The organism is Ectobacillus panaciterrae DSM 19096, assembly GCF_000430785.1.
Lineage (GTDB): Bacteria > Bacillota > Bacilli > Bacillales > Bacillaceae_G > Ectobacillus > Ectobacillus panaciterrae.
In genome coordinates this window covers 130,426-145,259 of record NZ_AUMR01000005.1, presented here as the reverse complement: position 1 = coordinate 145,259, position 14,834 = coordinate 130,426, and the positions used below count along the sequence as shown (strand labels likewise).

General features: G+C 40.8%; 10 protein-coding genes. 7 read left to right on the top strand and 3 right to left on the bottom strand.

The window, feature by feature from the left end; genetic code table 11:
* Positions 1 to 311: 311 nt before the first annotated feature.
* Positions 312 to 1,661 (bottom strand): YheC/YheD family endospore coat-associated protein, encoded by a 1,350-nt coding sequence (locus H540_RS0103440; protein WP_028399426.1) that lies wholly within the window; start codon positions 1,659 to 1,661, stop codon positions 312 to 314.
* A gap of 1,274 nt (positions 1,662 to 2,935) precedes the next feature.
* Positions 2,936 to 3,640 (bottom strand): N-formylglutamate amidohydrolase, encoded by a 705-nt coding sequence (locus H540_RS28900; RefSeq protein WP_051316974.1) that lies wholly within the window; start codon positions 3,638 to 3,640, stop codon positions 2,936 to 2,938.
* Positions 3,641 to 3,945: 305 nt separating this feature from the next.
* Between H540_RS28900 and H540_RS0103430 the strand changes: the two genes are divergently transcribed.
* The 7 genes from H540_RS0103430 to speE all read left to right on the top strand — a co-directional run bounded on the left by H540_RS0103430 (position 3,946) and on the right by speE (position 14,414).
* Complete coding sequence (locus tag H540_RS0103430) at positions 3,946 to 6,567, top strand: putative amidoligase domain-containing protein (RefSeq protein WP_028399425.1); 2,622 nt, start codon at positions 3,946 to 3,948, stop codon at positions 6,565 to 6,567.
* Between the two features lie 29 nt (positions 6,568 to 6,596).
* On the top strand, positions 6,597 to 8,006 hold the full coding sequence (locus H540_RS0103425) for a Mur ligase family protein (protein WP_028399424.1): 1,410 nt from the start codon (positions 6,597 to 6,599) through the stop codon (positions 8,004 to 8,006).
* An 18-nt stretch (positions 8,007 to 8,024) separates the two neighbouring features.
* Positions 8,025 to 9,539, top strand: a complete 1,515-nt coding sequence (aepX, locus tag H540_RS0103420) for a phosphoenolpyruvate mutase (RefSeq protein ID WP_028399423.1) — start codon at positions 8,025 to 8,027, stop codon at positions 9,537 to 9,539.
* The gene (gene aepY, locus H540_RS0103415) at positions 9,536 to 10,666 is read left to right on the top strand and encodes a phosphonopyruvate decarboxylase (protein WP_028399422.1); all 1,131 of its coding nucleotides are present in this window, start codon (positions 9,536 to 9,538) and stop codon (positions 10,664 to 10,666) included. Before aepX ends, aepY begins: the two co-directional genes overlap by 4 nt.
* On the top strand, positions 10,659 to 12,491 hold the full coding sequence (locus H540_RS0103410; RefSeq protein WP_028399421.1) for a 2-aminoethylphosphonate aminotransferase: 1,833 nt from the start codon (positions 10,659 to 10,661) through the stop codon (positions 12,489 to 12,491). Before aepY ends, H540_RS0103410 begins: the two co-directional genes overlap by 8 nt.
* 39 nt (positions 12,492 to 12,530) lie before the next feature.
* Positions 12,531 to 12,935 (top strand): NUDIX hydrolase, encoded by a 405-nt coding sequence (locus H540_RS0103405; RefSeq protein ID WP_028399420.1) that lies wholly within the window; start codon positions 12,531 to 12,533, stop codon positions 12,933 to 12,935.
* 591 nt (positions 12,936 to 13,526) lie between these two features.
* Complete coding sequence (gene speE / locus H540_RS0103400) at positions 13,527 to 14,414, top strand: polyamine aminopropyltransferase (protein WP_028399419.1); 888 nt, start codon at positions 13,527 to 13,529, stop codon at positions 14,412 to 14,414.
* A gap of 154 nt (positions 14,415 to 14,568) precedes the next feature.
* Here the strand turns inward: speE and H540_RS35820 are convergent, their stop codons facing one another.
* A complete protein-coding gene (locus H540_RS35820; RefSeq protein WP_483782869.1) occupies positions 14,569 to 14,817 on the bottom strand; it encodes a DUF6198 family protein in 249 nt (82 codons plus the stop codon).
* Positions 14,818 to 14,834 lie beyond the last annotated feature (17 nt).

The window sequence follows — 14,834 nt, the reverse complement described above, 5'->3', positions numbered from 1 at the left end:
GGAGAAATACATTTGAAAAGCACCTACACAAAAAAGAGGGAATCATCATGAAAATTACACGAACGAAAGATTATGAACTTATCGCGAGAGTTTTACAAAAGACAAGACTTCGTGAAATATAGGGAACTCGTATATAAAGAGGTGTGATGACGGTATCGGGAATTTGTATCTGGTACCGTTTTTGATTGGGAATTTTTAATTTCATTTACTGTATTTATGTACAGCTAATAAATGAATCCTATGAAAAGCGGAGTCATGAATTTTCATGAATTAGGCAAGAATTCCCCCCACTTCAAATGTGTGGGGGAGGTTCATGGGGAAATTGAGAGGTTATTTGGAAAACCAGCAAGTTTCTTTGCGTAAAGCATATTAGTTTTTAGGATTTCATAATACAGTCCGGCAAAACCTGCCTTTAAAGCAATATTATGTGAAGGATTGCAATGTTGAATTTCAATAATCCATATTTTTCCGTCTTCGTCAATTGCCATATCCACACCCGTATTTGCAAAGTGTACATCAGTGTTCTCAATGGCCTTAGCAGCTTCTATAGCCACATGGAATATTTCTTGCATGAATACTTCGACATTGGAATCACTAAGTTGCAAGACTTTCTTCAATGTTTCCTCGCCCAATTTGACCATGGGGGATATATTACTTAAAATGTTTCCTGGTTGGCCATGTCTGGCAAACATCCCCATTACTTGCCATTGCCCTTGTTGATCTTTTAAAGTAATCACACGAAAATCGATTGTGCGATTCTGGCAAGTAATTAGATTTAATACTTCTTGAATCATAAATTCCCTTTCTTCAAAATACTTTTTAAACAATGAATAAGCTTCGTCCCTATTATTAAATTTGATTTTGTCGGTTCCTCCTGTTTTCGGATAGGTAATAACAAGATTGTGCTCATCTGTTGAGATTTTGTAGATAGATGACCCTTTCGATGCGTTGATGGATTTGATAATGGCATTGGGGTATTGTTTTAAAAAGGAGTAGATGTCTGAAGGTTTTTCATAAAGAATGGATGAGGGGAGATAAGCTTTTACATGGGGAGAAACGGCCAGCCTTTTGTGAATACTCCATTTATTAAGATAAAAGTCATTAAAAAGGGAGTCGCCCATGACGGATTGAAAATGTTTGATCCATTCGGAACTAACTGTCCCTGTCTTAATAAAAATAGCGGAAGGATAGGGAAATGTACCTTCGTCCCACTGGTTAGTTACAGGATTAAAAAGATAGCCTTTCATTGTATGATTCGCTTTATCTACATTGTCGAGAGAGAAAACTAGGATTGCTCCTCTGATATCTTTGTAATGATATAAATAATCTAATAGGTCATCAAGACGTTCTTTCACTGATTTTTGATAATATCCCGCAAGTATACCAATGTAGGGACCGATTTGTATTTCGTTGTCCTTTTGTTGAATATCAAAGTGGCAGCTCAGAGGAATTTTTAATTTCTTACTAATATCAGAAGATAGTCTTGCTTGATTTAACTGTAGATCATAAGATGTATAAACCTCTATTGGGGAGGATTGAATACCGAATCTTATAAGTACCTTTTGTTGATTGATAATCCCTAAAGCTTTGGCCTTATCGGGATGAATGGTTAAACTTTCTTTGCGGATGGAATCAAGAGTTAACTGTATACCATTTTCCATTTATTCACTTCCTTAATTATGGTTTTTGTAGATTTTTATTATGAATACTATATTCTAGTTTGGTTTAATAAGGAACGACTGTTAACTATATATAAGTGAATAAAAAAACCGTCTTTTGATAGTGGGGAAAGAGCATCCAGCGGAGCATAGAAGCGGTCAACCCCTTTTCCTGCCCCATACAAGGGTAAACCATAGAGAGGAAGCGCGTGCAGGCTTTGGTTCTGTATAGCAGAGTTTCCTGTGTCGAAATTATAAATCATTTATATATAAGTGAATAAAAAACCGTCTTTTGATAGTGGGGAAAGAGCATCCAGCGGAGCATAGAAGCGGTTAAACCCTTTTCCTGCCCCATACAAGGGTAAGAGAGAGGAAGCGCGTGCAGGCTTTGGTTCTGTATAGCAACGTTTCCTATGTCGAAATTATCATTCCCTCATATATACATTTAAAAGATGAAGTTTACTGCGGTTCCTCTATCGATATGAAAAGGGAGTAAGCATTAAGCAGCAATTTACTAAAGATTGTCCACTATGTTCATAATCAATAAGAAAAACCACTCTCGATTAGGGAGTGGTTTTATTGGTAAAAAGTATAAAATTGGGGGACATGTCTAGCAGCGCCTGAACGAGCCGGTTTCGCTTTTCTGAGATGTCTAGCTACACCGGCTAGCTCCTCCTGTCAGAGAACCCCCACCCATAAAGGCAAAAAGCGCCTTTTTGGGTGGAGAACCTCTGCCTTCCGGAGCTGAACGAGCCGGTTTCGCTTTTCTGTGGTGTCTAGCTGCACCGGCTAGGCGCTGCCACCTAAGAACCTTACCCAATGCATTGGCAAAAAGCGCCTTTGAGGGGTAAGAACCTTAGGTTCTGCGCCTGAACGAGCCGGTTCCGCTTTTCTGTATGTAAAGGGCGAACTGCATTTGATTATCAAAAAACGCGTCCTTCAAAAGTACTTTATCAAAGTCAACAGACGAAGGTTTTACCCATCTTATCCATGCCAATTACGACTCCGGACTGTATGAAATAAATCTTAGTCGAACGAAGAACGAATCGGGGTTGTGTTTAATGAAACAGACAATGGTCAAATTTCTTCCAGTGTCTATTTAACTGATTGGTCTTCTATATACAAGTGAATAAAAAAGCCGTCTATTTATAGTGGGGAGAGATCAAAAGCCGTGCAGAAGCGGTCAAACCGTTGGTTCATGCAAAGGGAAACCAGAAGCATACCATACTCTCTTTTCGTTGCACATAGCACATGGAAATGTCGAAATTATCATTCCCTCATGTATAATCGGTATTTCTTGGCCACTGTTGATTCACAAATTTTGTTTGGAACTCAACAATGATTTGAGAAAATAACGCTACTATTTCAGAAAGGTAGTTTTCTCGAAGCGTTCGGGATACCTCGATTTGGAATGTATGAAAGTTAAAACCGTATCCAGGATAATCTTCCTCGTCTCCTAGCCTATGAAAAACAATCGATTTGTCGCCCCAAAATCTTTCATCGAATATAACGTCTATTTTAGGTAATATTTCTTGGGACTTTGTGGTTAAGATCGCCTGAAACCAAGCCTTGATTTCCGGCGAGCATGATTGTCCATGAAGTGTCCCAATTTCAATAGCATAAGGTCCATGATGAACATCCTTCATGCCATGTATAGATAAGTGAAGATAAGGTTTCGTTACTTGATGTTTTTCATCATCCAGTATACCCAAGTGGTTTAGGAGTTCTTTAATGGCATCTCTGTATTCCTGTAAAGCTTCATTATTTTTACCATCAGGTCCTCTATTCAAATCGGCTTTTGTTCTTGATACTGTACTAATGATTCCCGCACATCCTGTTTGAGAAATTAGCTTCGCTGCAATTTTGCCGGTAAAACGATCCGCTTCAGGGAGGGCAGCGTGCTGGGCATCTACATGGCAACATAAAAATCCAGTGCCTTTATTATATTTCACGTAATTCCGACGAATAAACTTTAACGACATAAACTCCCTCCTTCTATTGCATAGGCTTCCCGAACTATACGTCGGAAAAGGACAGTCTGGCTCTATATTACAATTAATGCGAATGCAAAAGGATTTGTGAACCATGACCGCTATTTGCTGGGAAAGATGGTTAATCGTTTATCAAGGCAAGCAAAGTTCGTTGATATATTTTGTGAACGAATTGATTTTATTGAGATAAAAACACAAGAAATTTAATAAGAGTTTCATAATATATTTAATAGCATTAGGTATTACGACCAAAATCAAAGATTTTGAATATTGTTACAAAATTGGAGGTTATTTGTATGGAGCCGATAAAAGACCGATTCTGTATGTTGTCAGACAAGGAGCTTACCCTACAAATTCTTAGTATAAACAATATTCCAGCCGTTGAATTAGCAGATGCGAAAACCTGCTCATATCCAATTGTTGGTCGAATGTATGGACATAATCAAGGAGAAGACATTGCTATTGTCCATACTAAAGATCAAGCGCTGGAAGAGGGATTTGATTATTTTACGAAACTTTATGTGATTGAAAAGGAATACCTTATAGAAGTTCAAGGTCTTTCTGTAAAAAGAGTACAAGAAGCTATAGCACATCAAGTAGTGATATTTGATGAGATACCCACTCGAACAGAGTTATATGGTTGGAGTTGGGAGGATGTAGATAGCGGCAGTATACCGACAGAGTGGTTGGACATGGCCATTCGTGCCCTTTACGTAACAGGCCTTACCAACGGCTTTGTGAAAATCGGAACGATGGCCAATGATTCGGCTATCGTAATAGATGTTAACTCTCCGTCAATACCTATTTCGATACCGGCCGCCCCGCCAAAACTGCCCTTCACCATGGGTGCAGATGTAGAGTTTATGTTAAGTTGTGATGGGGAGCTTTTACCTACATCTGATTTTTTCCCTGTCGAGGGGCCCGTTGGATGTGATGAGAGACAAATTGAACAAGATAGCGGTGAATACGCCTTAGCAGAAATACGGCCGGAAAAAGCGGAATCACCACATGAACTCTTTGGCAATATAAAAAAGTTGCTATCCGAAGCATCAGAAAAGATACCTTATGAAAATATCGAACTTCGAGCAGGCAGTATGCCATTCGCGGGATATCAGTGCGGCGGGCATATTCATTTTGGAATACCGCAATCTTTATCTCTATTGCGGGCGCTTGATCATTATCTTGCCGTCCCGTTGGCGATGATAGAGGATCCGCGAACGAGCAAGCGCAGACGGAGAACAAAACACGGAGGTTTGGGGCGCTATCGTATCAAACCGTATGGGTTTGAATATTTATCTCTAAGCTCATGGATTATTGATCCGGACCTTACACTATCCGTTTTATGTCTTGCCCATCTCGTTGCTGCTCATCATCACGAATTGCCGAGTGATTTTTTATTTCATCCACTCGTTCAGCGTGCCTATTACCAGGGAAATCAAATCTTTCTTAAGCAGTTTTGGGGGGACATAAAAAAACGGCTGATGAATACTTCAAGTTATTCCCTGTACGAGAGAGAATTGTCTATTTTGTTTGCGCGAATCGAAGAAGGCAATCCGTTTGCGGAATCAAGCGATATCCGTCGGAACTGGGGAATGACAGTACCTAAGCAATCCTATGACCTGGGATTGATTATCCAAATTCCGAAAAAAACAAGAATCAAATTTAACCTGACAGAAGGACAGACGACATATGTTCGTGCCGGAAAATCGATTTCACCGGTGACCATACGCCCTTATCCGTTTTCCTTTCGCAATTCAAGTATGGTGCAGCTCTCTCCATCCCTTCGAAACGTGTTATCTCTCCCGAAAGATTGGTACCCGAAAATTTCCTTTGCAAATGGCGTCCTGACATTAGGTCCCGTTATGGGGATTCTCGCTAACCGCCCCTTTGATAGGCAAGCGACCTACTTCCAGCATTTGTTCCGGTTAGCAAAAGAAAAGCAAATGCTTGTGTATGTCTTCGAACCTCGAGACATTGATTGGGATCAAAAGGTAGTTCGAGGGACGTCGATTGACGGTGACGGACTTTTCCCATTCCCGGCTGTGATTTATGATCGTTATTTTTATAAACATGATTATAATAAGAAGCTCGAAGTGGATGAGATCCGTTTCAAACTTCAGTCTATTTATAATATCCCTTTTATCAATTCCCCAGCCTTATTTCATTTAACAGGAGACAAATGGTTATCCTATCAAGTCCTCTCTAGAACGCATGAAGAACATCTTCCTGACACCAGACTTCTGGAGAATCTTTCTGATATTACGGAGATGCTGGATCGCTACGGAGAAGTATTTTTAAAGCCGCTGGCCGGATCCTTGAGCAAAGGTGTGATTCGGGTGATTAGAAGACCAACGGGAATCTTTTGGATGAATTCCAAGCAACCGACATTTCAGCCGCTCACTGATATGGAGGAGCTAGTCGCCTTACTTTCGTCTCTTCAAAAGAAGTCACCTTATCTGGTGCAGGAGGGAATCCAGCGGAAACAGCTTAAAGGAAATTATGTGGAAATCCGTGTCTATATGCAAAAAAACGGCAAGCAAAAGTGGGTAAGAACAGGTATGGTAACCCGTCTCACGAATGAGGGCGTGATGACGGAAGAAACGGAAATTAACATGCGTTTAAGTCAGGTGTTAAAAAAACTGTATTCTAACCCGAACGAACAACGGGAGATACGCAATCAATTGGCGAAGATTGCTCGAGATGTCGCGGAAACCGTAGAAGAAGAAACAGGAACCTTTGGGGAGCTGGCGGTGGATTTATTCATCGATCAGTACGATTCGATTAAGATCCTTGAAATCAACGCAAAGCCCGATAGCTTATTTTCGCAGATCAGAGCGTATAAACTGCGCAATTTGGCCGGTCTTCGCCTGCTTAATTACGCAGCCTTACTAGCAGGTTATGAAAGTGAAGAAATATAGACTACAAAAGATTAGAGGCGAATTCTCGGATGAACAGCTTATTGTTAACTGATATTCTTGGGCAGACTGGTGGCCATGTACTGCACGGGTCAGATAATCCTGTCATTAAATATGTAAAAAACCGTTCTAAAAAATATATTAAGGATCATACTTTGGTGTTTCATTTGGATAGAGATCGAATTAGAGGGAAATATTGGAAGGATAATCGTTCGATTGTGATTGTCTCCGATGAACCAGGGCAGTGTACAGATTTAGGAGAGCATATTGTCCTCATCAAGGTTGACAATGTAGAGGAAGCTTATTGGAAGTTTATTGATTATTACCGCAGTTTTTTTCAAATCCCTGTCATTGGCGTTACAGGAACTTGCGGGAAAACGACAACGAAGGAGATGATGAGCCAGATTCTCGAAGAAGATTATAACGTGGAAGCCACCTGGATGAGCATGAATTCCAAGTCCGTTAATTTGCGCTATTTAACCAGTATCGATGATGAGACGGAAGTGGCTGTCTTTGAGATGCCGGTCTGTTATCCGGGCTATTTGCGAACTGCCTGCAGATATTTTCAGCCTGGGATCCGAATCTTGTTGAATATCGGGGTGCATCATTTAGCCGATTGTGAAACACCAGAAGAGTATATGAGGGCGAAAGCGGAGATTGTGGAAGGGCTGGATCCTGTTCATGGAACGCTCATTCTGAATGCTGATGACGAAAATATTAGGAAGGTGGTCGATGTCAGTCATCTTCAAAGAGTTATATATTTCGGCAAGAACAATGGAGTTGATTTTCAAGCAAAGAATATTGGCTATGCGAAAGAGGGAATGAGTTTCACCTTAGAGCACCAAGGCAGGGACTATGAAGTATACGTGCCAGGTTATGGTGAGCATAATGTCTATAATGCTCTTGCGGCAATCGCAGCCGTGTCATTTGTAGGTGTCGATATTCCAGCTGCTATTAAGCGGTTAGCCGCATTCGAACAAGTAGAGGAGCATTTGGAACCAAAAGCAGGGGTTAATGGATGTACGGTCATTGACGATACATGGAACTCTTCACCGCTTTCTATGGCTACAGCACTTCAAGTGCTTAAGGATGTTTCACAGGAAAAAACATCAATCGCTCTTTTAGGCTATATGCCTCAATTGGGAGAAGGACAGTACGCAAAGCAGGAATATGCCAAACTAGGAGAAAAAGCAGTAGAAACTAATGTCGATTTGCTTATCATCGCGGGAGACGAAGCAAAAGAAATTGGGAGAAGAGCTTTGGAGCTCGGGATGGATAAGAACAAAGTTCATTTTTGTGAGACCGGAACTGAAATTTATGAGATTTTGCAACCGTATCTCAATGAAAAGGCAGTGCTGCTCCTTAAAATTACCCACCGTGTCATGAAGAAACCTTCCTTTACAGAACTAAAGAATAAGCTTATCCCGGAGGATAGTGAGTAAAAAGAAAGGAGAATAGAGATGAAGAAAACGGCGCAATTGCGCAACCTGATCAATAGCAAACAGCTAGAGTTGGTCATGGAGGCCCATAATGCTTTATCTGCAAAAATTGTTGAGGAAGCAGGATTCAAAGGCATATGGGCAAGCGGCTTATCCATGTCGGCTGCTATGGGTGTCCGGGACAACAACGAGGCTTCATGGACTCAGGTGATGGAAGTTTTGGAGTTTATGAGTGATGCTACGTCTATACCGATTCTTCTGGACGGGGATACGGGTTACGGAAATTTCAATAATGCCAGACGACTAATCAAAAAGCTCGAACAAAGACAAATCGCCGGGGTTTGTATTGAAGATAAGCTGTTTCCGAAAACAAACTCGTTTATTAAAGGCGAGGCACAGCCGCTTGCCGATATCGATGAATTTTGCGGCAAGATCAAAGCAATGAAAGATAGTCAGATTGATGATGATTTTGTTGTGGTTTCGAGAGTGGAGGCTTTTATTGCGGGTTGGGGGCTGCAGGAGGCTCTGCGACGGGCGGAGGCTTATCGGCAGGCAGGGACTGATGCCATACTCATCCACAGTAAAAGAGCGGATAGCACAGAAATCGAGGCTTTTATGAAAGAGTGGGGTGGAAGGCTTCCCATTATTATTGTACCGACAAAATATTATGCGGTTCCAACTGAACGATTTCGGGATATGGGAGTTAGTGTGGCCATTTGGGCCAATCATAACCTTCGTGCATCTATTACTGCGATGCAAAAAACATCAAGGCAAATCTATCAGGATGAAAGTCTCGTAAATGTAGAAGGTGGCGTAGCTCCGGTCGAAGAAGTGTTTCGACTTCAAGGAGCGAAAGAGCTTGCTGCGGCGGAAAAAAAATATCTTCCTGCTTCCGAAAAGAACACGAATTCTATTATTTTAGTAAGGCAGTCAGGAAGTCAGCCCCTTTTAGACCGGCAGATTGAACAGCTCAATACGTCTGGGATAAAGAATATTTGTTTAATAGGAAGCTCTGATGTGATGGATATCGCTTGCAATGTTTCTGCTGAAGGCAAAGAGCTATATTCGCTTTATACGCTTAGAGAAAAAATAAGAGACAATACCGTAATAAGTTACGGCGAAATGATTTATAAAACGCACGTCCTGAATGAATTGCTAAACGATTCGAATGATATCACGATTGTTGTAGATGCCGACTTTGAACCCAAGGGCAACTCTAAACACTTTGTTACAGCGAAGGTCCCTTATTCGAAGCTGTTATATTCCAAAACAACAGAATTAAGTCAAGTATCAAGCGAACCGGATGTCGAGAACATTCATGGGGAGTTTATCGGTCTTTGGAAAGTTTCCGCCAAAGGCGCAGTCATTTTACAGCAAGCCCTTGAGCAGTTGGCAGAGAGAGAAGATTTCAAACAGCTTACTTTGGCTGATTTGTTCAATCATATTCGTGCGCCGATTGCAGTGAAATATATTAAAGGTTCATGGCTCGATATCGACACCTTCATGGAACTGCAAAAAGTCGGTGAGGCTGAATGATTAGCACGGAAATGTTCGGGACGGAACTGAAAAGGCTAGGATTTGAGTTTTATAGCGGGGTTCCTTGCTCGTTTCTCAAGCCCCTTATTAATTTTGCCATCAATGAGTGTGAATACGTAGTGGCAGCGAACGAGGGGGAAGCTGTAGCTATTGCTGCTGGTGCCTCTATCGGAGGGAAGAAGGCTGTTGTTCTCATGCAGAACTCCGGCTTGAGTAATGCGGTTTCACCTTTAACTTCTCTCATTCATCCATTTCAAATTCCTCTTCTTGGCTTTGTCAGCCTTCGTGGAGAGCCAGGGCTTCCGGATGAGCCTCAACATGAGCTAATGGGGCAAATTACATCGCAAATGTTAAGTACCATGAATATAAAATGGGAATATTTATCTTCTTGTTTTGAGGAAGTCAAACAGCAATTGCATCGGGCACAGCAATGCATAGAAGATAACAAGCCTTTTTTCTTTATCGTTAAAAAAGGAACATTTGAACCGGTAACTCTTCAGATACAGCAATCAAAAGCAGCTAGCAATATCCAGAAGCGAGAGAAAGTGATGGAGGATGAGCTCCCGTCAAGATATGCAGCCTTGCATATGATTAATTCGCTGAAGGAATGTAAAACAATCCAACTTACTACAACAGGTAAAACAGGGCGTGAACTTTACGAGCTTGAAGATGCCTTCAATAATTTTTATATGGTAGGTTCGATGGGGTATGTCAGCTCTCTTGGGCTCGGGTTGTCTTTATCCAGAAAGGATAAGGATATCATTGCCATAGATGGAGATGGGGCTTTGCTTATGCACATGGGCAATTTGGCCACCAATGGGTGCTATAGCCCCTCCAATATGCTGCATATTCTCCTGGATAATAACGTGCACGATTCTACAGGGGGGCAATATACAGTTTCGCACAATGTTAACTTTGTGGACGTTGCTGCTAGCTGCGGCTATGTGCACTCGATTTATGTTCATAATCTAGAAGAATTGGAAAACTGCATCAAGGCGTGGAAACAGCATAAACAGCTCACGTTTTTATATGTAAAAATAGCAAAGGGTTCCAAGAAAGGTCTTGGACGGCCAAAAATAAAACCTTATGAAGTTAAAGAAAGATTGCAGGTGTTTTTAGATGATTAGAACGGCGGTCATTGTAGCGGCAGGACTAGGAAGCAGAATGTGTGAAAGGACAGTAGATCGTCCGAAGGGATTTTTAGAGATTGATAACAAGCCTATCATTGAACATTCTATTTCTAAATTGCTGGAAATGGGCATTGACAAAATTGTCATAGGCACAGGTTATTTGAGTGAAGTGTATGAACAGCTGACTTTAAAATATCCGCAAATCAAGTGTGTTTACAATCAAAAATATCAATCTACTGGAAGCATGTATACCCTTTATGGATTAAGGGATCACATTTGTGAAGATTTTGTATTGCTCGAATCGGATTTGATTTATGAAAAAAACGCGCTGCGCATATTAATAGAGCATCAAAAAGCGGACGTGGTATTGGCCAGTGAGCTCACTTATTCCGGTGACGAAGTTTTTATTGAAACGGATGAAAATTATGATCTTGTGAATATGTCAAAAAGGCAAGAAGATCTGAACAGCATCTACGCAGAATTGATAGGGATAACTAAACTTTCTTATTCTGCATTTCAAAAAATGTGCACCTATGCAGAGATGGCTTTTGAAGTCAAACCTAATATCGATTACGAGTATGCTCTTGTCGGGATTTCTAAGGACGTGGATCTGTATGTTCATAAGCTGAACGACTTGGCATGGTGTGAGGTTGACGACGAGAATCATTGGAATCGGGCGGTGGATGCAGTTTATCCGATTATCAAAGCTCGGGAAATGGGACCCGTCAAACGAAATATCCTATTGAATCCCGGACCCGCCACGACGACGGACACCGTAAAGTATGCACAAATCGTACCGGATATTTGTCCAAGGGAAAAAGAGTTTGGTCAGGTCATGGAGTTCATTTCCACCGAATTAACGAAATGTATTGCTGATCCCAATGAGTATACAACTGTATTATTCGGGGGCTCGGGAACCGCAGCAGTCGAATCCATTTTAGGCTCTGTTATTGATCAGGATGCTGTAGTGATCATCAATAACGGTGCTTATGGCAAGCGAATGTGTCAAATGGCGGAGGTATACGGGCTGAATTACTTAGAGTACAAAAGCCCCATTGCTGATGCAATTGATCTCGAGGCTCTAGAAGCTTTTATTCAAAATAGTTTCGGAAAAGTCTCTCATCTTGCGATTGTTCATAACGAGACTACGACAGGTCTTCTTAATGATATTGAAGCAGTCGGAGAGTTATGCAAAAAGTATCATATTATGATGATTGTCGATGCGATGAGTTCATTTGCCGCAATCCCGATCGATATGAAGCAGATGAATATTAGTTATCTTGCCGCAAGCTCTAATAAAAATCTCCAAGGAATGGCAGGGGTCTCGTTTGTGATCGCCCATAAAGATCATTTAGAAGGAACACGACAGATCAAACCGAGAAATCTCTATCTCCATTTATACGCACAGTATCATCATTTCGTCATAACCAAGCAAATGCGATTTACCCCTCCTGTACAGACACTGTACGCTTTGAAGCAGGCTATCATTGAAACAAAGCGTGAAGGAATTACGAACAGGTATGAAAGATATTCCAAATCGTGGGAAACGTTGATAGAAGGTATTGCCCAGCTTGGCTTAACACATTTGGTTCCTAAAAACCATCACTCCAAAATTATCACGTCTATTATAGAACCTTCGGGCAGTAACTATGATTTTGATGAAATGCATAATTTTTTCTACAGTAGAGGTTTTACAATTTATCCCGGTAAGCTTGATAAGCTAAATACTTTTCGAGTGGCGAATATCGGTGATGTCACCTATAAGGATATGGAAGAGTTTATCCATCTTCTTGAACAATATCTTAAGCGGATAAATCGATGAAATACGCTTAAAGGATTATTGGTAAGGAGGTGAAGATTAATGTCGATTCCAAGTCATAGATTGGCAGTCGCGGTTATGGTTCTTGATAAAGATAATAAAGTACTTCTGGTCAAGGGATATAGGGGATGGGAGTTTCCCGGCGGCTATGTGGGAGAAGGTGAATCGATCAAAGAAGCGGCAATAAGAGAAGTGAAGGAAGAGTCAGGAATCAATATCCAACTAACGAAGTTTTACGGTATAGATCAAGTTGTTGCAAAATCTACTTGTGTCTTTTTATTTGAGGGGAAGCCGATCAGCGGCAAACTTACTCCATCTAATGAAAGTCCGGAAGTTGGTTACTTTACCTTTGATGAGGCGATGCACAAGATTACATTGAAAGTCTTTCAAGATAGAATCATTCGATGTTTAAACGAGAAAGATCATCCTTTTGTAAATGAAATATAAAGAAGAGTAAACTACCAAGTTTTTCCGCTAACGGAACTGACCTTACTTACGGGGTAAAGTGCTAAAATACTTCGCCGTCTGGATGCAGCGGCGAAAAATATTTTGGCAGTGTCGATGTTGAAGTACATGAATAGTAAAAATGTGCACTTATTTCGCATTATTTTGGTTTGATTCTGATTCGAAATTAGAAATCTCTATTAATTTGTGCTATTGAAGCATAGCAAAGCGTAGAATTATTCCATATTTTATATATAAGTTGAATTTAATTTTTGCATTTTCGAGTTCTATATATAAATGATTTATAAATTCGACATAGGAACTGCTATACCGAACCAAAGCCTGCACTCGCTTCCTCTCTCTTACCCTTGTATGGGGCAGGAAAAGGGTTTGACCGCTTCTATGCTCCGCCGGATGCTCTTTCCCCACTATAAAAAGACGTTTTTTTATTCACTTGTATATAGATCTCATTGACAATTTCAAGAGTCCCTTACTTGAATAACATAGATCATGTACTTTATGTTGAGATAAGAATGATAAAAAATCTTTCTCTCAACTTATATAGATAATAAAATTTTGAAATAGAAGGTGAAAATGATGAATGATCGAGATTCTCTTACTGGATATAAGAAAGATGATAGCGTTCTTTGGTTATGGAGTTATGTTGCGAAGGCTAGATTAAAAACTGGATATAAAATAAAAACCTTACTCCACTATGAGCAATCCCCTTTTCAAGAAATTAGTATTGTCGATACGAAAGGCTTTGGAAAAATGCTAGTATTGGATGGAGTACCGCAAGGATCAACAAAGGATGGATTTATTTATAATGAAATGATCAGTCATGTTCCCATCGTGACCCATCCGGATCCGAAGAAGGTGGCCATGATTGGCGGAGGAGATTGTGGTCATGCACGTGAGGCGATGAAATATGCAGGAATTGAGCAAATCGATGTGGTGGAAATCGATCAGCGGGTTACAGAGGTATGCCGGCAATGGTTAACCCCTTCCTCTTATTATGAAAACGATCAAAGACTCCGCATGATCCATCGCAATGGCCTGGATTGGATTCAGGAGCAAAAGGGAAGCTATGACGTCCTTATGATCGACCGGCCAGATCCGGTGGGACCAGGAACCGAGTTATTTAAACCGAGTTTTTACGAATATGTCCATGATTGTCTTACTGATGCCGGTATTGCTGTCTTTCAGTCAGGCTCTCCCTATTATAATATCTCTACTCTAAAAGGTACCGTCGAAAACTTACGGAATTTATTCCCTATTGTCCGTACGTATTTGGTTGCTGTTCCCATCTTCCCCTGTGGTATTTGGAGTTTCACGATTGCCTCCAAGAAATGGGACCCTCTTCAGGCAGATTTGAACCGGTTGCAGCACAAAGATACACAATATATTGACCCTGAGGTTTTTCTTGCCTCGTTTGCTTTACCGAAATACGTGAAAAAGCTAGTGGATGGAGAAACGCTCTGAGGTAATCAACCTGAAAAAGGGACGAGTGTTTTACCCCTGTCCCTTTAATGCTTTGCCAGCTCGGTTAATAGCTTCTCCTGAACATCCTTTCAAGAGGTACTATTAATGATATTTATAACTCAATTAATAGGTTTATAGAGGATGAAGAAACAATTCAATTGCAGTAATATACAAAACAGGATATCGAGTATGAGGCTGTTGATAAAAGGGGAGGAACGCAAAGCGTTCCTCCCCTTAAACTCACATTGAGCATCGGTTGTAAATAAAGCCCCACACCGAAGCCGATGATAATGATTCCGGCAAGTAGAATACGCCAGTGCTGCACAACGTTTTGCGGATTCCAATCGGAAAATACTTGTAACAGCCAAAAATCTACTAATACCCCAATCAATACAAAAGTGATTGCTGCAAGAAATTACG

What these genes read in the sequence shown, in the direction of transcription:
- H540_RS0103410 (WP_028399421.1), top strand. Translation starts at nt 10,659, where the DNA reads ATGATTAGAACGGCGGTCATTGTAGCGGCAGGACTAGGAAGCAGAATG.
- H540_RS28900 (WP_051316974.1), bottom strand. Translation starts at nt 3,640, where the DNA reads ATGTCGTTAAAGTTTATTCGTCGGAATTACGTGAAATATAATAAAGGC.
- H540_RS0103430 (WP_028399425.1), top strand. Translation starts at nt 3,946, where the DNA reads ATGGAGCCGATAAAAGACCGATTCTGTATGTTGTCAGACAAGGAGCTT.
- H540_RS0103425 (WP_028399424.1), top strand. Translation starts at nt 6,597, where the DNA reads ATGAACAGCTTATTGTTAACTGATATTCTTGGGCAGACTGGTGGCCAT.
- aepY (WP_028399422.1), top strand. Translation starts at nt 9,536, where the DNA reads ATGATTAGCACGGAAATGTTCGGGACGGAACTGAAAAGGCTAGGATTT.
- H540_RS0103405 (WP_028399420.1), top strand. Translation starts at nt 12,531, where the DNA reads ATGTCGATTCCAAGTCATAGATTGGCAGTCGCGGTTATGGTTCTTGAT.
- aepX (WP_028399423.1), top strand. Translation starts at nt 8,025, where the DNA reads ATGAAGAAAACGGCGCAATTGCGCAACCTGATCAATAGCAAACAGCTA.
- H540_RS0103440 (WP_028399426.1), bottom strand. Translation starts at nt 1,661, where the DNA reads ATGGAAAATGGTATACAGTTAACTCTTGATTCCATCCGCAAAGAAAGT.
- speE (WP_028399419.1), top strand. Translation starts at nt 13,527, where the DNA reads ATGATGAATGATCGAGATTCTCTTACTGGATATAAGAAAGATGATAGC.